This is a genomic window from Ruegeria sp. BE1 (genome assembly GCF_056538885.1).
Genome location: NZ_JBQFTY010000002.1, coordinates 205674 through 226457, shown reverse-complemented (window position 1 = coordinate 226457; position 20784 = coordinate 205674). Strand labels below are relative to the sequence as shown.

General features: G+C 59.8%; 16 protein-coding genes. 11 read left to right on the top strand and 5 right to left on the bottom strand.

The genetic code is table 11. From position 1 onward, the window contains the following. The first annotated feature begins 22 nt into the window (after positions 1-22). The 6 genes from ACR0J5_RS07305 (at position 23) to ACR0J5_RS07280 (ending at position 8633) form a co-directional block, all read left to right on the top strand. The gene (locus tag ACR0J5_RS07305; protein WP_480651857.1) at positions 23-1186 is read left to right on the top strand and encodes a pyridoxal phosphate-dependent aminotransferase; all 1164 of its coding nucleotides are present in this window, start codon (positions 23-25) and stop codon (positions 1184-1186) included. A 65-nt stretch (positions 1187-1251) separates the two neighbouring features. Then, complete coding sequence (locus ACR0J5_RS07300; RefSeq protein ID WP_480651855.1) at positions 1252-2472, top strand: N-acetylmuramoyl-L-alanine amidase; 1221 nt, start codon at positions 1252-1254, stop codon at positions 2470-2472. 95 nt (positions 2473-2567) lie between these two features. Next, complete coding sequence (locus ACR0J5_RS07295) at positions 2568-5054, top strand: penicillin-binding protein 1A (RefSeq protein WP_480651853.1); 2487 nt, start codon at positions 2568-2570, stop codon at positions 5052-5054. Between the two features lie 91 nt (positions 5055-5145). Beyond that, entirely contained in the window at positions 5146-6270 is a 1125-nt protein-coding gene (prfB, locus tag ACR0J5_RS07290) for a peptide chain release factor 2 (RefSeq protein WP_480651851.1), read from the top strand. Positions 6271-6437: 167 nt separating this feature from the next. Next, complete coding sequence (locus tag ACR0J5_RS07285) at positions 6438-7832, top strand: amidase (protein ID WP_480651849.1); 1395 nt, start codon at positions 6438-6440, stop codon at positions 7830-7832. A gap of 30 nt (positions 7833-7862) precedes the next feature. Continuing rightward, positions 7863-8633 (top strand): DUF2189 domain-containing protein, encoded by a 771-nt coding sequence (locus tag ACR0J5_RS07280; RefSeq protein ID WP_480651847.1) that lies wholly within the window; start codon positions 7863-7865, stop codon positions 8631-8633. Between the two features lie 109 nt (positions 8634-8742). On the opposite strand, the gene ACR0J5_RS07275 is transcribed toward ACR0J5_RS07280, so the two are convergent. The 3 genes from ACR0J5_RS07275 to ACR0J5_RS07265 form a co-directional block, all read right to left on the bottom strand. Beyond that, positions 8743-9495 carry a helix-turn-helix domain-containing protein gene (locus ACR0J5_RS07275; protein ID WP_480651845.1) on the bottom strand — a complete coding sequence of 251 codons (753 nt, stop codon included), beginning with the start codon at positions 9493-9495 and terminating at the stop codon, positions 8743-8745. Positions 9496-9785: 290 nt separating this feature from the next. Continuing rightward, the gene (ilvN, locus tag ACR0J5_RS07270) at positions 9786-10346 is read right to left on the bottom strand and encodes an acetolactate synthase small subunit (protein WP_480651843.1); all 561 of its coding nucleotides are present in this window, start codon (positions 10344-10346) and stop codon (positions 9786-9788) included. Positions 10347-10413: 67 nt separating this feature from the next. Then, positions 10414-12165 carry an acetolactate synthase 3 large subunit gene (locus tag ACR0J5_RS07265; RefSeq protein WP_480651841.1) on the bottom strand — a complete coding sequence of 584 codons (1752 nt, stop codon included), beginning with the start codon at positions 12163-12165 and terminating at the stop codon, positions 10414-10416. Positions 12166-12589: 424 nt separating this feature from the next. On the opposite strand from ACR0J5_RS07265, the gene ACR0J5_RS07260 reads away from it, so the two are divergent. Continuing rightward, positions 12590-13435: a HalD/BesD family halogenase gene (locus ACR0J5_RS07260; protein WP_480652879.1), complete on the top strand. Its 846-nt coding sequence runs from the start codon at positions 12590-12592 to the stop codon at positions 13433-13435. A gap of 45 nt (positions 13436-13480) precedes the next feature. Continuing rightward, a complete protein-coding gene (locus tag ACR0J5_RS07255) occupies positions 13481-13864 on the top strand; it encodes a bleomycin resistance protein (protein ID WP_480651839.1) in 384 nt (127 codons plus the stop codon). Between the two features lie 81 nt (positions 13865-13945). Here the strand turns inward: ACR0J5_RS07255 and ACR0J5_RS07250 are convergent, their stop codons facing one another. Together ACR0J5_RS07250 and ACR0J5_RS07245 are read right to left on the bottom strand one after the other, a co-directional pair. Then, on the bottom strand, positions 13946-14584 hold the full coding sequence (locus ACR0J5_RS07250) for a response regulator transcription factor (protein ID WP_480651837.1): 639 nt from the start codon (positions 14582-14584) through the stop codon (positions 13946-13948). After that, positions 14581-16014, bottom strand: a complete 1434-nt coding sequence (locus tag ACR0J5_RS07245) for a cache domain-containing protein (RefSeq protein WP_480651835.1) — start codon at positions 16012-16014, stop codon at positions 14581-14583. The genes ACR0J5_RS07250 and ACR0J5_RS07245 overlap by 4 nt, the downstream gene beginning before the upstream one ends. Positions 16015-16261: 247 nt before the next feature. Between ACR0J5_RS07245 and ACR0J5_RS07240 the strand changes: the two genes are divergently transcribed. From ACR0J5_RS07240 to ACR0J5_RS07230, 3 genes are all read left to right on the top strand, one after another. Continuing rightward, on the top strand, positions 16262-17344 hold the full coding sequence (locus tag ACR0J5_RS07240; RefSeq protein ID WP_480651833.1) for a TRAP transporter substrate-binding protein: 1083 nt from the start codon (positions 16262-16264) through the stop codon (positions 17342-17344). A 122-nt stretch (positions 17345-17466) separates the two neighbouring features. Then, positions 17467-18393, top strand: coding sequence for a TRAP transporter small permease subunit (locus tag ACR0J5_RS07235; protein ID WP_480651831.1), 927 nt, complete (start codon positions 17467-17469; stop codon positions 18391-18393). A 17-nt stretch (positions 18394-18410) separates the two neighbouring features. Then, positions 18411-20765, top strand: coding sequence for a TRAP transporter large permease (locus ACR0J5_RS07230; RefSeq protein WP_480651829.1), 2355 nt, complete (start codon positions 18411-18413; stop codon positions 20763-20765). The last annotated feature ends 19 nt before the right edge of the window (positions 20766-20784 follow it).

Below are 20784 nucleotides of genomic sequence, written 5' to 3'. Positions count from 1 at the left end.
GGCTGCAACATGGGAGATGGGCATGAGAAACTCAACCCGGTCCGGGGTCGATCCTTTCATTGTGATGGACGTGATGGAGGCTGCGCGCCGCGCCGAAGAGGCCGGGCGTCACATCATCCATATGGAGGTCGGCCAGCCCGGAACAGGGGCCCCAAAGGGTGCGACGGCAGCGCTGGCCAAGGCGATGGAGCAAGGCCCGCTGGGCTATACGGTCGCCCTGGGCCTGCCCGCACTGCGGCAACGGATCGCGCAGCTGTATGGTGAGTGGTACAATGTCGACCTGAACCCTGACCGGGTGGTGATCACCCCCGGGTCATCGGGCGGGTTCTTGCTGGCTTTTACGGCGCTGTTTGACAGCGGCGACCGGGTCGGGATCGGCGCGCCGGGTTATCCCTCGTATCGTCAAATTCTCAAGGCGCTGGGATTGGTGCCGGTCGATCTGCCCACCGCAACGGAAAACCGGCTGCAACCTGTGCCTGCGGATGTCGCCGGGATGGACCTGCAGGGCCTGATGGTGGCTTCGCCCGCCAACCCGACAGGCACGATGCTGGATCACGCTGCAATGGGGGCTCTGATTGATGCCGCACACGGGCAGGGCGCGTCCTTCATCAGTGATGAGATTTACCATGGGCTCGAATATGAGGCCAAAGCCGTCACCGCGCTGGAGTTGACGGATGAGTGCTATGTGATCAACTCGTTTTCCAAGTATTTCTCGATGACCGGCTGGCGCGTGGGCTGGATGGTCGTGCCCGAGGATCAGGTGCGCGTGGTCGAGCGCATCGCCCAGAACATGTTCATTTGCGCGCCCCATGCCAGCCAGGTGGCGGCGCTGGCCGCGATGGATTGCGAGGATGAATTGCAAGCCAACCTAGACGTTTATCGCCGCAACCGCGCGCTGATGCTGGATGGGTTGCCCAAGGCAGGGTTCACCAAAATCGCGCCGCCGGATGGGGCGTTTTATGTTTATGCCGATGTCTCGGACCTGACAGATGACAGCCGCGCCTTTGCGGCTGAGATTCTGGACAAGGCCGGTGTGGCGGTCACGCCCGGTCTGGATTTCGACCCGGCGCGGGGGCACCACACGCTGCGGTTCTCCTACGCGCGGTCCTCGGCCGATATCAAAGAAGGACTACTGCGCCTGCGTCGCTTTATGGCTGAACGCGGAGCGATCACAGTGTCGGTCTAGGGCGTTCACAAAACCGCATTCGTCAGATAGGATGACGGCAAACGATCTCGGGAAAACTTGAGGCCATGAGCAGGATTTTCTACGCCGTCGCGCTGATCTGGGCGCTGAGTTGTGCTGCGTTCGCGCAGGATTTCAACGCGCTTGCCCGGGTTCTGCCTCAGGACAGCCGGATCACCGATGATGGGCGATCCGGTGTGCGGGTCGAACTGGGCCTCAGCCAGGGTGTGCCGTACCGCGTTTTCACGCTGCAGGACCCGTATCGCATGGTTCTGGACTTTCAGGAGGTCGACTGGACGGGTCTGGACGCGGACGCCCTGTTGCAGACCGACCGGATCAGCGGCGTGCAATTCGGAACCTATGTTCCCGGCTGGTCCCGCATGGTGCTGGACCTTGGCGCGCCCCTGTCGGTTGAAACCTCAGACTTACGGGTGGATCAGGTAAGTGGTCAGGCGCGTTTGTCACTGGCGCTGATGGGAACAGATTTCGACAGTTTTGCCGCCAGCTCCGGCATCCCCCGTCAAGCGGGGTGGGACTTACCGGAACCCGCAGTGCCGCCGGTTGTGCCCGGAAATGACGGCGCACGCCCCTTGGTCGTGATGCTGGACCCCGGCCACGGTGGCATTGATCCCGGCGCCGAAGCGGGCGGGACGAATGAAAAAACATTGATGCTGACATTCGCGCGAGAGTTGCGTGAAACGCTATTGCGGTCAGAGGGTTACTACGTTGTCCTCACGCGCAATGACGACTATTTCGTCAGTCTGGAACGTCGCATTGCACTGGCGCATCAGGCGCAGGCGGATGTGTTCATCTCATTGCACGCAGACATCCTGCTTGAGGGACGCGCGCATGGGGCTGCGGTTTATACGCTGTCCGAAGAGGCCTCAGACGTTGCCAGCCAAAAACTGGCCGAGCGTCACGACCGGGGCGACCTGATCTCGGGGGTTGATCTAAGTGGCGCTGATGATGAGGTCACCGATGTCCTGCTGGATATCGCCCGGCAGGAAACCAAACCGCGCACCGATGCTTTGGCGCGCTCTCTGGCCGGTGGAATGGCGCAGACAAGCGGGCCGATGAACAGCCGCCCGCTGCGCTCTGCCTCGTTTTCGGTGCTCAAGGCCGCTGATATTCCCTCGGTTCTGATCGAGCTTGGATTTCTGTCCAGCCCCAGAGACCTGAAAAACATCAAAGACCCGGAATGGCGCAGGGGCATGGCGGTTGGCATCGTCAACGGGCTGGATCAATGGCGGCAGGACGATCTGGTCAAAAGGTCGCTGATTGGTCAGTGACCCTGCGGCGCAAATCGGCTAATGTAGTCGAACGTGTTTTGACCCGGCACCGGGGCATCCCTATATAGACGGCACCGCGAGTAAAAGGCAGTAACGTGATCCGTTTCATTCTTTCGTTTTTCGGGGCGATCTTCAGCCTCGTCACCCTGGGTATCTTCATGGCCGCGCTGGTGATTGGCGCGATCTTCTGGATGTATGGGCGCGACCTGCCCAGCCATGAATCGCTGGCGCAGTACAAGCCGCCGACGATCAGCCGGATTTATTCCGGCGAGGGTCAGCTGATCGACGAATTCGCGCAGGAACGCCGCTTGTTCACGCCATCCGAGGAAATTCCCGATCTGGTGAAACAGGCCTTCATCTCGGCGGAAGACAAGAATTTCTACACCCATCAGGGCTATGACCCGCGCGGCATCATTGCGGCCGGTGTTGAGGCGGTGAAATCCAAAGGTGAAAATGTGCGCGGTGCCTCCACGATCACCCAGCAGGTGATGAAGAATTTCCTGCTGTCCGGTGACCGCCGCGCCGAACGCAAGATCAAGGAAATCATCCTCGCCACCCGGCTTGAGGATACGCTGGACAAGGAACAGATCCTCGAACTCTATATGAACGAGATCTTTTTGGGCCAGAACTCCTACGGTGTGACCGCAGCGGCCCAGACCTATTTCAATAAAACGCTGCAGGAACTGACCCCGCACGAAGCCGCGACGCTGGCCGCCATGCCGAAGGCGCCGTCGGATTACCATCCGGTCCGGCAAAAGGAACGCCTGCTGGCGCGCCGGGACTATGTGCTGCGCGAGATGCGCCAGAACGGCTATATCGATCAGGCCACTTTTGACGCTGAGGTCGCGCAGCCGCTGCGCTCGGTCCAGAACGGGGATTTCGAAAGCTTCCGCACCGCGCTGCCGCCGCGCGACTATTTCACCGATGAAATTCGCCGCCAGCTGAGCGAGGATTTTGGTGAGGGTGAGTTCTTTACCGGCGGCTTCACCGTCCGCGCCTCGGTCGATGAAGAGATGCAGGTTGAGGCCGCCAAGGCCCTTCGGACCGCCTTGCAGAAATACGATCGTTCCCGCGGGAAATGGCGCGGCACGGGCGAGGTGATCGCCGAGGACAATCTGGCGGATGAGGCGCAATGGCGCGAGGCGCTGTCGATCATGGAAATCCCCCGTGACGTGGTGCTGCCGACGCAATGGTATCCGGCGGTGGTGCTGAACGTGGCCGACCAATCCCTGACCGTAGGGGTTGAGGGCGGCCCGGCCGATGGCATCGTCCCACGCTCGGACATCCAGTGGATGCAGGGCAATTTCCAGGACAATTTCAAACGCGGCGACGTCATTCTGGTGATGGCCGGCGAAGAGGGCCAATGGTCCGCCCGTCAGGTGCCCGAAGTGCAGGGTGGCTTTGTTGCGATGGACGTGAACTCGGGCCGTGTTCTGGCGATGCAGGGTGGGTTCTCGTATCAGGATTCGGTGTTCAACCGCGCCACGCAGGCACAACGCCAGCCGGGCTCCAGCTTTAAACCCTTTGTCTATGCCGCCGCGCTGGACAGTGGCTATAGCCCCGCCACCATCGTTGTGGACGCCCCGATTGAGGTGAACACGCCGCAGGGCCTGTGGCGGCCCAAGAACTCATCGAACAAGTTCTACGGCCCGACACCGCTGCGCACGGGGATCGAACAGTCGCGGAACCTGATGACCATCCGCCTGGCGCAAGAGGTCACGATGCCGGTGGTCGCAGGCTATGCCGAACGGTTCGGCGTCTATGACCGAATGGGCGCGTTTCTGGCCAACTCATTGGGGTCCGAGGAGACGACGCTCTATAAGATGGTCGCTGCCTATGCGATGTTCGCCAATGGTGGCGAGCGGGTTGAGCCCACGCTGGTCGACCGTATTCAGGACCGCTTTGGCAAGACGATCTATCGCCATGATGATCGGCAATGCGTCGACTGTAACTCGGCCTGGCTGGAACCGGATGAATCGCCAACCATCGTGACCGACCGCTGGCAGGTGATGGACGCGATCACGGCCTATCAGCTGACCTCGATGATGAAAGGCGTTGTTGATCGCGGCACGGCGTCTGCCCATGTGAAGCTGCCGGTTCCGACGGCGGGTAAGACCGGCACGACCAACGAATCCAAGGATGCGTGGTTCATCGGCTTTACCTCGAACATCGTGGCAGGCTGCTATATCGGCTATGACCGCCCGCGTCCGATGGGGCGGGGGGCCTATGGCGGCACTATGTGCGGCCCGGTCTTCCAAAGCTTTATGGAAAAAGCCGTTGAGAAATACGGCGGCGGTCCCTTTGAAGTGCCCGAGGGGGGCCATTTCATCAAGATTGACCGGTTCAGCGGTGCGCGCCTGCCTGCGGATGCAAGCGGTGACTATGTCGTGGCCGAGTATTTCCGCGATGGCGTCGATGGCTTTATCGACCGTGTCTATGATGGTGGCTTTGCCGTCGGGTCCGACCTGCCGCTGTTCGAAGAGGTCAACACTGGCCGCCAGGTCACCACATCGACGGGCAATACTGTGACCGTTGGACCCAATGCCAGCCAGGGCGATCTGTCAACCGGCGGTCTTTACTGACACCTGACATGTTTTGCGGCCACCGCTGTCTTGTGGTGGCCTGAACCTCTTGCTATCACGCACACCTGATTGAGAATGTTGGGACAAGACCATGCGCGCCGAAACCCAGAATACCGTGGCGGAAATCGAAAAGTCGCTGGAGCTGCTGGCGCAGCGCATGGACTATGAAACGGCCCCGCACCGGCTTGAGGAATTCAATGCGCGGGTTGAGGATCCCAACCTGTGGGACAACCCCGAAAACGCGCAGAAACTGATGCGCGAGCGTCAGTTACTGGTTGATGCAATTGAGACCTACGAGTCCATCAAGACCGATCTCAGCGACAATATTGAGCTGATCGAACTGGGCGAGATGGAAGAGGACGAAGAGGTCGTCACTGACGCCGAAGCGGCGATCAAGTCGCTGCAGGCAAAGGCCGCCAAGAAAGAACTTGAGGCGCTGTTGGATGGCGAGGCGGATGGCAATGACACGTTCCTCGAGATTAACTCGGGCGCGGGTGGAACCGAAAGCTGCGACTGGGCCTCGATGCTGGCGCGCATGTATGTGCGGTGGGCCGAGAAAAAAGGCTATACGGTCGAGCTGCAATCCGAGACAGCAGGTGAAGAGGCCGGGATCAAATCCGCAGCCTACAAGATTTCCGGCCACAACGCCTATGGCTGGCTGAAATCCGAAAGCGGTGTGCATCGTCTGGTGCGAATCTCGCCCTATGACTCGGCGGCCAAGCGGCATACCTCGTTCAGCTCGGTATGGGTCTATCCGGTGGTCGACGACAATATCGAGATCGAGGTGAACCCCTCGGACATTCGGATCGACACCTACCGGTCGTCCGGTGCGGGCGGTCAGCACGTGAACACCACGGACTCGGCTGTGCGGATTACGCACATCCCGACGGGTATCGTCGTGACAAGCTCTGAGAAATCGCAGCACCAGAACCGCGATATTGCGATGAAAGCGCTGAAATCGCGGCTGTACCAGCAAGAGCTGGATCGCCGGAACGCCGACATCAACGCCGCGCATGAGGCCAAGGGCGATGCGGGCTGGGGCAACCAGATCCGATCTTACGTCTTGCAGCCTTATCAGATGGTCAAGGATTTGCGGACCAATCATGAGACCTCGGACACCAAGGGTGTGTTGGACGGCGATCTGGATGGTTTCATGGCGGCAACGCTTGCGTTGAATGTGGCGGGCAAAAGCCGGTCCGAGGCGCAGGGCGACTAAGGTCGGGCAGGGGGCTCTGCCCCCGCCGCGGCAAGCCGCGACTCCCCCGGGATATTTATGGCCAGATGAAGCGGATCCCGCGATTCTGACGGCCGAAAAGATACATCTAAACAGTGGGTTTAAATGGCGTGAGGCCCCGGCTAGGCTGTCTCTGAAAAGGGGATGGGATGGAGCTGGGCCGAACAACTGCAATTGAGTTGCTGGATGCGATTGCCGCCGGGCGCGTGTCGGCGGTTGAGGTGATGCAGGCCACGTTGGATCGGATTTCGGCGGTCAACGGGTCGGCCAATGCCATTGTTGCCTTGCGCGATCCCGAGGATTTGCTGGCAGAGGCCCATGCGCTGGATGACGGGCCGCACCGGGGTGCGCTGCATGGTTTGCCAATTGCGGTCAAGGATCTGGTCAACGTGGCCGGGGTTGTGTCGTCGCAAGGCTCGCCGATTTTTCGGGATTTTGTACCAGAGCAGGACGATCTGATTGCCGCGCGGATGCGGGCGGCTGGGGCGATCCTGATCGGCAAGACCAATACGCCGGAATTCGGTCTGGGGTCGCACACGTTCAACCCGGTCTATGGAGCGACGCGCAACCCTTATGATCCGGCCCGGACCTGTGGTGGGTCCTCGGGCGGGGCAGCGGTTGCGTTGGCTACTGGGATGGTGGCTCTGGCCGATGGGTCTGACATGATGGGCAGCCTGCGCAACCCTGCGGCCTGGAACAACGTCTACGGGTTTCGGCCCAGCTGGGGACGGGTGCCATCTGAGCCGGTTGGTGATGGGTATCTGCATCAGCTGTCCACGCTGGGTCCGATGGCGCGCAGCCCCGAGGATTTGGGTGTCTTGCTGGATGTGATTTCGGGGCCTGACCCGCGGCATCCCCTGGCGCAGGCCAGCCCGCCGGTTTCCCCGATACAGGCTGCTGACATGCGGGGCGTTCGGATCGGTTGGCTAGACGATTGGGGGGGCGCCTACAGGTTCGAAGATGGGATTCGCGACCTGTGCAACGACGCTTTGGCGGTTTTCACCGAGTTGGGGGCCGAGGTCGTTCCGGTTGCGCCACCGTTTCCGTCTGAGAAAATCTGGGACAGTTGGGTCACATTGCGATCCTGGAGCGTGGCCGCAGGGCTTGCGCCTTTGCGCGATCAGAGGGCTGCGTTGAAAGACACTGCGCAATGGGAGTTGGATCAGGGTTTGGCGCTGTCCGCGATGCGGGTGCATGAGTCGAGCGTTGCACGTTCAGACTGGTTCCGCCGTGCGGCTACCCTGTTTCATGAGTTTGACGCGTTGGTCCTGCCCTCGGCACAGGTTTGGCCGTTCCCGATTGAAACACCGTACCCGACACAGATCGCCGGGACGCAGATGGATACATATCACCGCTGGATGGAGGTCATGGTGCCGGTCAGCCTGATCGGCGTGCCATGCCTGTCGGTTCCCGTCGGCTTTGGGCAAGAGGGGCTGCCAATGGGCATGCAGGTGTTTGGCGCTCGGGGGAGCGACGCGCAGATCCTGTCCATCGGGGCCGCGTATCATGCCGCAACCGGGTGGCCACAACAACGCGCGGCCTGAATGCAGGGCTGGTAAGGGAGGAAAGTTAACATGGACAAACCCTTTGGTGTTCCGCAAATGGGGACAGTGACAACTGAGATGTTGCGCGAAGCCCTGCGCAGGGCCTGGGTCGATTTCCGCAGGGCACCGGTGTTCGGGCTGATCTTCGCGGCCTTTTACGTGTTGGCCGGATGGGCCATCGCCTGGGTCACGCTGCAGACGGGAACGTCTTATTGGCTGGTGTTGGCCGCCATTGGCTTTCCGCTTCTGGGGCCCTTTGCTGCGGTGGGCATGTATGAAGTGTCTCACCGGCTGGAACAGGGAGAACCGCTGGACTTCGGCGCGATCTTTGGGGTTGTGGTGCAGCAGGGGCGGCGTCAGTTACCCTCGATCTGCGCGATTATCGTCGTGATGTTTCTGTTCTGGTTCTTTCTGGGGCACATGATCTTTGCTCTGTTCATGGGGCTGTCGACCATGACCAACGTCTCTACCTCGCTTGAGGTTTACATGACTGCCAATGGTCTGACGATGCTGGCCGTGGGCACTGCGGTCGGGGCGGTGTTTGCCACTGTTTTGTATATGATTACAGTGCTTTCCATCCCAATGTTGTTGGACCGGGAACTGGATTTCGTATCTGCAATGATCGCCAGCTTTGCCTATGTCCGAGATCATTTTGGGGTGATGCTGCTATGGGGCGGTTTTATCGCCGTGTTGACCTTTGCGGCGATGATCCCGTGGTTTTTGGGTTTGCTGGTCGTGCTGCCCTTGTTGGGGCATGCCAGCTGGCATCTTTACCGGCTCATCACTGAAAAAACGGATTGAACACTAGAGTGTTTCGGTTTTTTTACCTGAATCACTCTGTGACACGAATGTCCCGAGAACGCCGCAGGCGTGGCAGGGTGTTCGTGTCTCAAATTAAACCCGAAACGCTTTAGCTTATAAGCTGTGGCTCACGCCGCTCTGAATGGCGCGCGGTACGTGCTGCCGCCAGCACAGCCGAGGGATCACCCCCCAGATGTCGTAGCAGAATGCGCCTGGTTGTTGTCGCACTGGCGGTCGTTTTCGACAGGCAGATAGCGACACCGCGCCAGCGGTCGGCATTTTCGTCAGTTCCGCGTGTGATCAGATAGATGCGACTGTTCTGCGAGCCCCGGCTGGACATCAGGATGTAGATCTGGCGGCCGGCACAGGCAGCGATCCCCTGCACCTCTCGATCCGTGGGCGTTGCACCGGGCATGCCGGGGCGGGGTTCGTAGCCGCGCACCAATGTGCATTGCGGCAATCGGCGCGCGTGAAACAGCCTGTGGCGGGATGGCTGAGTTTCTTCGATCTCGGTTTCCGTTGCGTAGTAAAAGCCGGCGGGAAACAGGGTCTCGGTCAGGGTCGATGGGCCAGAGCCCAGGAATTCGGTCAGGGCCGAGGCCGCCGGGTGCGCGGGTGCCTGATCGATTTCATCCAGCGGCCGCAGCAGAATGCGGGCATCCACGTCGAAAAAACGGCAGATACGATCCAGCACATCGGGCCGGGGAAAGCTCTCGCCGCCAAGATACCGGTTGAATTGCGTTCGATTGATGCCCAACTGGCGGCACAATTCCGAAACCGACGTGTAGGGCTGCGCAAGAAGTCTGAGATTGGCGCCAAACATGCGGCGTAATTCGTCCGGGCTACGGAGGTTCTTCGTCATTGATGTCCCAGGTTCTCGCGACTTGTTTTTAATACGCAACATGTCCGGCCTTTTGGCCGGAACGCTTTCGCAATCGTACAAATGACACTCGCGGGCGCATCCCATCGCCACGCGATATCCCGAGGCTAACGTTGATTGTCACAAAGGCAATAGGCTTTATGCTGTTTTGTGTGATCTTTTTCTGCGAAATTGCGCAAAGAACAACCAGAAGAAAAACGGCTGGCAAAAACTGCCAGCCGCATCAGTGGGATCCCAATCCGCAAGGATCAGATCGATAGTGAAAGAACGGGTTACTCGCCGCGCAGCAGGGCCGCGACGCCGGTGCGGGCCACTTCGACTAGGCCCAACGGGCGCATCAGATCGGCAAACGCGTCGATCTTGTCCGGCGCACCGGTGATTTCAAAGATGAACGAGTTCAGCGTGCTGTCGACCACATTGGCGCGGAAGATATCGGCCAGACGCAGCGCCTCGACCCGTTTATCGCCTTCACCGACAACCTTGATGATGGCCAGTTCACGCTCAACCGCCGCGCCTTCGACGGTCAGATCGTGGACGTCGTGCACAGGCACAATACGGCCCAGCTGCGCTTTGATCTGTTCGATCACCTGCGGCGTGCCGGTGGTGACGATGGTGATGCGGCTTAGATGGCCGGTATGATCGACTTCGGCCACGGTGAGGCTTTCGATGTTGTAACCACGGCCCGAGAACAAGCCGATCACGCGGGCCAGAACGCCGGGTTCGTTCTCGACCAGAACGGCGATGGTGTGACGTTCCTGAACGTCCGAGAAGGTGGGCCTTAGGTTATAGGCCGAGTGGCGGGTCGCGCCTTTTTTGATATGTAGGGCAGACATTTATGTCCCTTTCATCATCCTGCGAAGGTCGGGCACCGGAGCGCCCGACAAAATTCGACGAATTTTGTTAAACCAGAACCGAACCTTTGGAGTCGATCACGCCCTGCGTTTCGGCCTCGCCCAACAGCATCTCGTTATGGGCCTTGCCCGACGGGATCATGGGGAAGCAGTTTTCATGCTTTTCGACCAGACAGTCAAAGATGACCGGGCCGTCGTAATTGATCATCTCCATGATCGCGTCATCAAGGTCTGCAGGGTCCGAGCACAGGATGCCCTTGGCACCAAACGCCTCGGCGAGCTTGACGAAATCGGGCAGGGCCTCGGACCAGGAATGCGAGTACCGCTCACCATGCAGCAATTCCTGCCACTGGCGCACCATGCCGAGGCGTTCGTTGTTCAGAATGAACTGTTTCACTGGCAGGCGGTATTGGACGGCGGTGCCCATTTCCTGCATGTTCATCAGCCACGACGCCTCACCCGCCACGTTAATCACCAGCGCATCGGGATGGGCCATCTGCACGCCGATCGAGGCCGGAGTGCCGTAGCCCATCGTACCCAGACCGCCCGAGGTCATCCAGCGGTTGGGGTCTTCAAAGCCCAGGTACTGCGCAGCCCACATCTGGTGCTGACCGACTTCGGTCGTGATGTAGCGGTCGTACTTTTTGGTCAGTTCTTCAAGACGTTGCAGCGCATATTGCGGTTTGATCGTCTTTTCGCTGTTGGTATAGGCCAGACAATTGACCTTGCGCCAATCCGCGATCTGTTCCTGCCATTTGGCAACCGATGCCGCATCGGTTTTGCGACCGCGTGATTTCCAGACCTTGAGGATGTCCTCCAGCACATGGGCCACGTCGCCGACAATCGGGATGTCGACGCGGATCACCTTGTTGATCGACGAAGGATCGATGTCGATATGCGCTTTTTTCGAGTTTGGCGAGAACGCGTCGATCCGCCCGGTGATCCGGTCGTCGAACCGCGCGCCGATATTGATCATCAGGTCGCAATCATGCATCGCCAGGTTGGCCTCATAAAGACCATGCATCCCCAGCATCCCCAGCCAATTCTCACCCGACGCCGGGTAGGCCCCCAGACCCATCAGGGTCGAGGTGATCGGGAAACCGGTGCTGTCAACCAGCTCGCGCAGCAACTGGCTGGCTGCCGGGCCTGAGTTGATGACGCCACCGCCGGTGTAGAAGACCGGCTTTTTCGCGGTTTCCATTGCGGCGACCAGTTCGGTGATCTCTTCCAGATCGCCTTTCAGAACCGGTTGGTAATGCGAGGTTGACGGTTTCGGGCTGGAATACTCGCCCGAGGCAAACTGAACGTCCTTTGGGATGTCGATCAGCACCGGACCGGGACGGCCCGAGGTGGCGACATGGAACGCCTCGTGCAGGGTTTCCGCCAGCGAATCCGTGTCCTTCACCAGCCAGTTGTGCTTGGTGCAGGGGCGGGTGATGCCCACTGTGTCAGCCTCCTGAAAGGCGTCCGAGCCGATCATGAAGGTTGGAACCTGGCCGGTCAGAACAACAATCGGGATCGAATCCAGCAACGCATCGGTCAGGCCGGTCACCGCATTGGTGGCGCCGGGCCCCGACGTCACAAGGGCCACGCCCGGCTTGCCGGTCGAGCGCGCATAGCCTTCGGCTGCATGTACGGCCCCCTGTTCATGACGCACCAGAATGTGGCGAATGTCGTTTTGCAGAAAGATCTCATCATAGATCGGTAGGACAGCGCCACCGGGGTATCCGAATACCGTGTCCACGCCCTGATCCTTGAGGGCCTGAACCACCATCTTTGCGCCGGTCATTTCACCTGTCATCTGCTTTGCTCCGTTCGCGACATGTGTCTTGCGTATTGCCAAAAAAAAGCCCCCGAGGTTTTCGGAGGCGCATGGGTTCGATTATGGTTTTCCGTTACCGGCCCATGCGCGTTGTTCCTACGATTACGACTAGCGTTTTCATCGCCAGAGGCTCCTCTTTTTGCGTGCAGGGACATTATGAGCGGTGCGACGGGGCGTCAACAGGCAATCGCACCAATTTTGTAATCAGAATGGCGGTTTTTGCGACATTTTGTTGCGCAGATTGCCGCAGGTTGGGAATTTCCGTGAAATGAGGCCCGCCGCAGAGGGGAGAATCTGGATTTCAACTTGTCAGATTGCGTCAGCGCAATGTCTGAAACGGACATGAGGCGGGTTTGCGTCTGAGGCACGCTGATCCTCAGGAGTGGCTATCGTGGAGCGTTTGATGCTGGCGGATTTGGTTGACCTTGGTCGGTATCCCATCGATCGCCCGGACTCGCGTGCCTATGTGCAGCTGATTGGGGATTTACGGCGGGAACTGGACCAGGACGGCTGCGCCGTGTTGCCCGGCTTTGTTCATGAGGCGGGGCTTGAGAAGCTGGTGAGAGAGGCAGACCGCGTTGCGCCCAAAGCGCACCGCTCTTTCAATCGCACCAATGCCTATTTTACTAAAGATGACCCCAGCTATGGTATCGGCCACCCGATCCGTCGGTTCTTTGACCGCTCAAACGCGTTTGTTCCGGCAGATAATTTCCGCGCCAAAGGACCGTTGCGTCGTATCTATGAGTTCGAAGGGTTCATGCCCTTTGTACGAGACGCTTTGAATGAGCCGGAGGACCGGTTCTTTCGCTATGACGATCCGCTGGCCGATGTGATCATCAACGTGGTGGAAGAAGGGCAGGGGTTCCCATGGCATTTCGACACGAACAACTACACTGTCACTCTGGCCATCCAGAACGGTGAGGCGGGCGGGGCATTTGAATATGTTCCGAACCTGCGCACCGCCGAGGATGAGAATTTCAAAGGTGTGGCCTCGGTTTTGAGCGGAAACATGTCCAGGGTTCGCGAACTGGACTTGCAGCCGGGCGATTTGCAGATTTTCAAGGGGCGCTATGCGCTGCATCGGGTGGCCCCGGTCAAGGGAGAGCGCCGCCGGTATGTTGGCATATTCTCATTCGTTGAGGCTGAGGGGATGTGCGGTGGGGTGGAGCGGACACGCCAGCTTTATGGTCGGGTGCTGCAGCATCACCACGATCGCGAAGGAAACAGAAATGATCAATTGCTGGATTGAAATCTGTTAGGCTGAGGTTGGATACAGTCTTACCCGGAGGCGCCCGTGCCCAAGATATTGCAGCTTACGCCCTTTGTTTTGTGCTCATCTTTGCAAAATCAGATTGATTTCTATTGTGACCGGCTGGGGTTTTCCTGCGGGTTTCGGCAGGACAATTATGCGTTCCTGTCTTTGGGATCTGTAGCGATCAGGCTGTTGGAATGCCCGCCGCGCGAGGATGGGCGGCAATTGGGCGAGGAGCAGTCGTTTTACATCGATGTGGATGATGTGGATGCGCTGTACGAAAGCCTGCGTCCGGGGCTTGAGGACCTGCCCGAGGGGCGTGTGCGTGCGCCCTTTGATCAGCCCTACTTGCAGCGAGAATTTCATGTCCTTGATGAAGATGGCACGCTGGTGTTCTTTGGTCAGGACATTCGACCAAGGGCGTGACCTCTCCCGCCCGTTGTCAATGCGCCTGCGGCGCATCTCCGCCTGTTGGGCCGGGCAGCGCGTGCCGCGCTGCGGGTGGGTTCAGAAGCCGGGGCTGGTGCCCTGAAGCACGCCGTGTTCCAGCGCATAGCGGGTCAGCCCGGCGGTGGAGGAGATGCCGAGCTTGCGTTTGATATTCTTGCGATGGGTTTCCACGGTGCGGACCGAAATCTCAAGCGCGATGGCAACTTCTTTGTTCGATTTGCCCTGCGCCAGTTCCAGCAGGATCGTCTGTTCGCGCCCGGTCAGCGCCTCGCGCGTGCTGTCGCCTTTGGGCTCCAGCGAACCGCTTGCCCCGGTGCACAGATATTGCTCGCCCCGCATGACTGCGTCGATGGCCTGTTTGATCTCATCGGTGGGGACGTCTTTCAGAACATAGCCTTTGGCCCCATGGCTGAGCGCGGTTGAGATATATTCGGGGCTGTCATGCATCGACAGGATCAGGATGCGCGTGTCGGGCAGGCGTTCCAGGATCAGTTCCGTCGCGCTGAGCCCGCCGAGGCCCGGCATGTTCAAATCCATAAGGATCACATCGGGGGAGAGATCAGTGGCCTGATCGACGGCCTCTTGGCCGGTGCCCAAAGTGCCCACGACGGAGATGTCGGGGTAACTTTCCAGAATGGACTGAATCCCTTCGGCGACCATCGGGTGGTCATCGACGATGAGAACGCGGATTGTCATGTTCCGGCCTTTCGGTTCGGCGGTGAATCTTCCTGCGGTGGCAGCAGGTGGCTGAGGGGCAGGCTGACCTCGATCACGGTGCCGCCGCGTGGTGCGCGGGATGACAGGATGCGCAGGGTGCCGTCAAGCTGTGCGATCCGCTCTTCCATATTGCGCAGGCCGATGCCGGTATTCACCTGATCCTGCCGACCGGGCAGACCCCGACCGTTATCGGTGATCCGCATGGTTGCCCCTTTCTTGTGGCCGCGCAAGTCGATGGTAACACGGGTTGCGCCGGAATGGCGTTCAATATTGGTCAGCGCTTCCTGAGCGATGCGGTACAGCGCGATCTTGCTGTCCTGATCCAGACGGTTGCGGAAGACAACCGTTGTGAACTCGGTTTCGATCCCGGTGCGGTCCCGGAAATCGTCGGTCAGCGTTTTCAGGGCCGGGCCTAAGCCCAGATCGTCCAGCACACCGGGGCGCAGGTCGCGGCTGATGCGGCGCACCTCGGTGATGGCGGTGCCCAGGTGGTCGATCCCTTTGCCCAGCGGATCGCGGGCCCCGTCATCGTCGCCGCGTTCCAGCCGCCGCCGCGCGTTGTCCAGCGCATAGCGGACGCCCACCAGAATCTGGCTGATCCCGTCATGCAACTCGCGCGCCACGCGGCCTCGCTCTTCCTCTTGCGCGTCAAACACGCGCTGGGTCAGTTCCTTGAGCTTGGCATCGGCCAGACGCCGCTCGCGGACGTTCAGCAACATGCCCGAGGCGAAAACGATCAGCACAGCGGCCAGAACGATGCCGCCGATATACCGAAAGGTGCGCTGCACGCGGGCTTCGACCTCGGCGCGGGCGGTGGCGACAGTGGCGACGATATCGTCGATGAACACACCTGTGCCGACCGCCCATTGCCAATCCTGCAGGCCGACCACATAGGCGATCATCTGCGCCTCTTCCCCGGTCGAAGGCTTTTGCCACATAAAGCTGTGCCAGCCCGCACCTTGCCGGGCGAGGCGAATGAACTCATCCACGACCGGGGTACCGTCGCTGTCGGTCAGACCTTCCCAGTTGCGGTTGATGAACTGGGTCTGGCGCGGGCTGACCAGATTGGTGCCGTCGTAATCATAGACGAAAAAGAACCCGTCTTTCCCGTAGATCATCGCCGACAGGATTTGCGTCACAAGATTCTGTGCAACCGCATCATCCGGCGAGGCGCGTCCATAGATATAGGCAAACCCGTTGCGGGCCTGTGTGACGTAGTTCTTAAGCTCTTCTTTCTTGGCTTCGATCAGGCGGCGTTCGAGGGCCTGAATTTCGCGTTCGGCGGTGGCGCGGGATTCGTGGGCGACAAGCAGGGCAATGGCCGCGACCGCCGCGACCAGCGGAATCGCGGCGATCAGCGACAGTTTCTGGCCGTAGGTCAGCGAAATCAGATGTCGGAATCCCCTCATGGTCGAATCGATACGCAAGCGGGGCGGAAAATGCAAAATTTTTGGGCCGGAACCTGCGATTGTGCGCCCTGCGGGCCGAAATAGCTGGATGTTTTCCAGTTTTTGCCGCGTGGCCCGCCAAAAAACGCGGTCGCCTACGTAGTAGTAGGTATTCACATTCAAATCTTGGTCATTAGGCTGGCCCGCACTGAAAACGACTACCCCGGCAGGACCGGGGGATTGGACTATGTAGGGGAGGAACACTCATATGGATCGTCGTTCATTTCTAAAAACTTCTGCTTTGGGCGGTTCGGCTGCTGCGGCCACCACGCTGGCGGCTCCGGCCTATGCGCAGGGCAAGCGCACCCTGACCATGGTGACCTCATGGGGTCGCGGTCTGGCAGGCGTGTTCGACAGCGCACAACGCTGCGCCGACAGCATCACCACGATGTCCGATGGCAACCTGACCGTTGACATCAAGGCTGCCGGTGAACTGGTTGGCGCATTCGAAGTATTTGACGCGGTGTCGTCCGGTCAGGCCGACATGTACCACGCGGCAGACTACTACTTTGTGGGTCAGCACCCGGGTTACGCCTTCTTCACCGCTGTTCCGTTCGGCATGACCGCGCAGGAACTGGTGAACTGGTACTACCACGATGGCGGCATGGAGCTGCATGACGAGCTGGGCGAAATCTTTGGCCTGAAATCCTTCCTGGCCGGGAACACCGGTGCGCAGGCGGGCGGCTGGTACTCGAAAGAGATCAACGGCCCTGAGGATTTCCAGGGCCTGAAGTTCCGTATGCCGGGTCTGGGTGGTCAGGCGCTGGGTAAACTGGGCGCATCGGTTCAGAACATTCCGGGCTCGGAAGTGTATCAGGCGCTGTCGTCTGGTGCGATTGACGGAACCGAGTGGATCGGTCCGTGGGCCGACGAAAAAGCTGGTTTCCAGGAAATCACCAAGACCTACTACACCGCGGGCTTCCACGAGCCAGGTGCGGGTCTGTCGCTGGCGACCAACCGCGATGTGTTCGACGAACTGACACCGGCGCAGCAGAAGATCATCGAGATCGCAGCCGCCGAAGCGCACCAGTGGAACTTGGCGCAGTTCCTGGCCAACAACGGTGCCGCGCTGCAGCGTCTGCAGTCGGGTGGTGTGAAGGTTCTGGAATTCCCCGACAGTGTTTGGGACGCTTTCGGCGCAGCCAGCCAGGAAGTTCTGGACGAGAACATGGGCGACGAGCTGTTCAAGAAAATCCACGACAGCGCAATGTCGTCGATGGCAGCGTCCTCGGCGTGGAACAACCTGTCGTCGGGTGCCTACACCACGCAGCGCGACCGCGTTCGCGGTTAAGCCTAACGCTTACGACCAAACGGTTTCCCCGCCACGTGCGGGGAAACCTTTCCCGTTGCACATGCGTGGTTCGGACACACCCGCAAGACCAATAGGTGCAACTGACGCGACCTGGGGACAACATGCAGGACGAAAACGGTATCTCGTTCTTCGGCGCCCTGTGGAATGGGCTGATATGGTTCATCCAGAACATTGCCGAAGCCTTCTATAATTTCGGATACGCCATCACGCATCCGCAGCTCTGGCTGAACTGGTCGGACAAAGAAGCCATCATGCGCTTTGTCTACTATGGCGGCTCGGTCGAGTTCTTCTTTGTGGTCTTCACCTTCTTTTTGGTTCTGACCGCCATCGGGCTGTACTACCGCAGCTTCATGTGGGGCATGGTGCGGGTTCTGGAAGGGTTCGCCAACATCACGGGCCGTTTCTTTGCCTGGGCGGGCCTGTTGATGGTGATCCAGCAGATCGTCATCGTTTTCATGCAGCGCGTGTTTACGCGCCCCGATATGTCCTTTGGTCTGGGTATTCCGTTTACTCAGGACATCAGCTGGTTCGCCGAAGAGCTGAAGCTTTACAACGCTATGGTCGTCTGCCTGTGCTGCACCTACACCTTTGTGCAGGGCGGGCATGTACGCGTTGACCTGATCTATGCCGGGATCAGCCACCGGGCCAAGCGCGTTGTCGACATGTGCGGCGCGGTATTGTTCATGATGCCCATGGCCGTGCTGGTGTGGATGTATGGCTGGTTCTTCATGTGGCGTCACCTGATCGTGCCGAAACCCTCGGCCAGTGATGCTCTGGACAGGCTGGTGGCAAAATCCCGCGCCCTGCGGTGGAACGTGGAAACCATCGGGTTCAGCCCCAATGGGTTCAATGCCTACTTCCTGTTCAAAATTCTGCTGGTGGCCTTTGCTGCCATGGTGTTCCTGCACGCCGTCGCGTTCCTGTACCGCTCGTATCTGGAATACGTCGAAGGGCCTGAGAGCATTGGGAAAAACCTCGACAAGGACAGCCTTGGTGAGGGTGAAGAAGCCTACGAAGGCGCGCATTAGGGACGGAGACCCAGACTATGTTATTCGGACTTGATGGCGTCGAGATTGGCCTCATTATCGTATTCTTCTGCCTTTTCGGAGGCATCCTGTCCGGCTTTCCGGTGGCCTTTGCCATCGGTGGGGCGGGTATCATTTCCTTCGGGATCATCGCGGCGCTGGACAGTGCCGGGCTGCTGATCCATCAGGCGATCGATACCAGTTCACAAGCCTACCGAGACCTTGTGAATTCGGGTGTCAAACCCGACACGGTGTCGGTGTTCCGCTTCCCGGACCTCCCAAGGATAGCCGAGCCGGTGTTCGTGCAGGGCTGGGAAACCGCGCTGGACCGCAACGTCTCGTTCATTGTGAACCGGATCAACGAACGCGTTCTGGCCGGTCAGTCGATTGAGACGCTGCTGGCCGTGCTGATGTTCGTTCTGATGGGCATCACGCTGGAACGGTCCAAGATCGCAAACGACCTGTTGACCACGATGGCGCGTGTCTTTGGCCCGCTACCCGGTGGTCTGGCCGTGTCGATTGTGGTCGTGGGTGCGTTCCTTGCGGCCTCGACCGGGATTGTGGGGGCTACCGTGGTCACGATGGGCCTGCTGGCCCTGCCGACCATGTTGCGCAACAATTATTCGCCGGAACTGGCGACCGGTGTGATCGCGGCCTCGGGCACGTTGGGGCAGATCATTCCGCCGTCCATCGTGATCGTTCTGTTGGGTACGCTTGCCGGAGACCTTTACTCAACCGCGCAGGAAACCCGCGCGCAAGAGGCCGGGTGCACCGACGCGCTGACCTATCTGGGTGAGCCTGCTGTGGTCTCGGTCGGCACGCTGTTTCAGGCGGCTTTGCTGCCGGGGATCATGCTGGCCTTGCTCTATGCTATGTATGCGTTTGGCTATGCGCTGCTGAACCCGGATAAAGCGCCCGCCGTGGAAATGGGCGAGGGTGGGGGTGAGCCGATCACCCGTGCCGAAGGTCTGACCTGGTTGCTGGGTGCACCCGTTGCGCTGATTGTCGGTGCCGTGGTGCTGAGCAGCGCGGGCGTGATCGGCAGTCAGAACATCAACGTCTCGGCATTCTCGGACATTGGCGAGGGCGCGTCGCTGCGCACCAACGTCTCGGAAGAGTGCAAGGTGTCGATGATTGATCTGCATGGCCAATCCGCCTGGGATCAGGCCGTGGCCGAGCAGGAGGCCATCGATGCCGCAGGCGGCGCGGCCGAGTCAACCCGCCTGACCGAGGATGAACTGGCCGCCGCGCGCGAAGCCAAGATCGCGTCGGCAGCACCGATTGGCACCGGCGTTGCCGTGATGATCGTGTTGCTGGGCCTGACGCTGGTGATGGGCCGCGGCATCGCGCCGTCCAAACCGACGCAGCCCTTGATCGTGGGGGCTATCGGCTTGTTGCTGATGCTACTGGTGGATGTGCTGCTGATTGCGCCGACGACGTCGTCCGGTGCAACCTTCCTGCGGCTTGCCATCCCGTTCGCCCTGGCGATCTATGGCTGCAAACACGCGGCGGCGCGCTGTGCGACCAATGATCTGATCCGGGTGGTGTTCCCGCCGCTGGTTCTGATCATCGCGGTTCTGGGCTCGATCCTGGGCGGTGTGACCAACCCGACACCAGCGGCGGCGCTGGGTGCGGGTGGTGCGATCATGCTGGCCGCCTATCGCAAGCTGCAGGATCAGGGACGGTCGGGTAAGATCATCATCTGGGCCACATTGGCGGTGATCATCGCGTTGCTGATGGGTGTGAACTTTGATCTGCGCATCAATCAGAGCAACGTCGCGGCGGAAACTTTGGTGGCTTTCCCCATCGCCTACGGTGCCTATCTGTTTGCGCTGTTCGGGTTGCTGTACGGGTGCTGGGTTCTGTTCACCAGCGGCGTGCTGACCCCGGTGGTGCGCGAGACGGCCAAGGTGACCTCAATGGTGTTCACCATTCTGATCGGATCGCAGCTACTGAACCTTGTGGTGATCTCGTTCGGGGGCGAGCATTACATCCAGCAGTTCCTCCGCAGCTTTGACAACGAGTTCACGGTCTTCCTGATCGTGATGCTGGTGTTGTTCATTCTGGGCTTTGTGCTGGATTTCCTTGAGATCATCTACATCGTGATCCCCATCGTGGGCCCGGTGATCTATGGCGGGTCGTTCGATCCGAAATGGGTGACGATCATGGTGGCAGTGAACCTGCAGACCTCATTCCTGACGCCGCCCTTTGGATTTGCGCTGTTCTACCTCAGGGGTGTTGCGCCCAAAGAGGTGACGACCGGGCACATCTATCGCGGGATCATCCCCTTTGTGCTGATCCAGGTGGTTGGGATCGGGATACTCTGGTTCTTCCCGACGATCGTGACCATTGTTCCGGACCTGATCCCGAACTGATCGGAAAAAACGGCGGCCT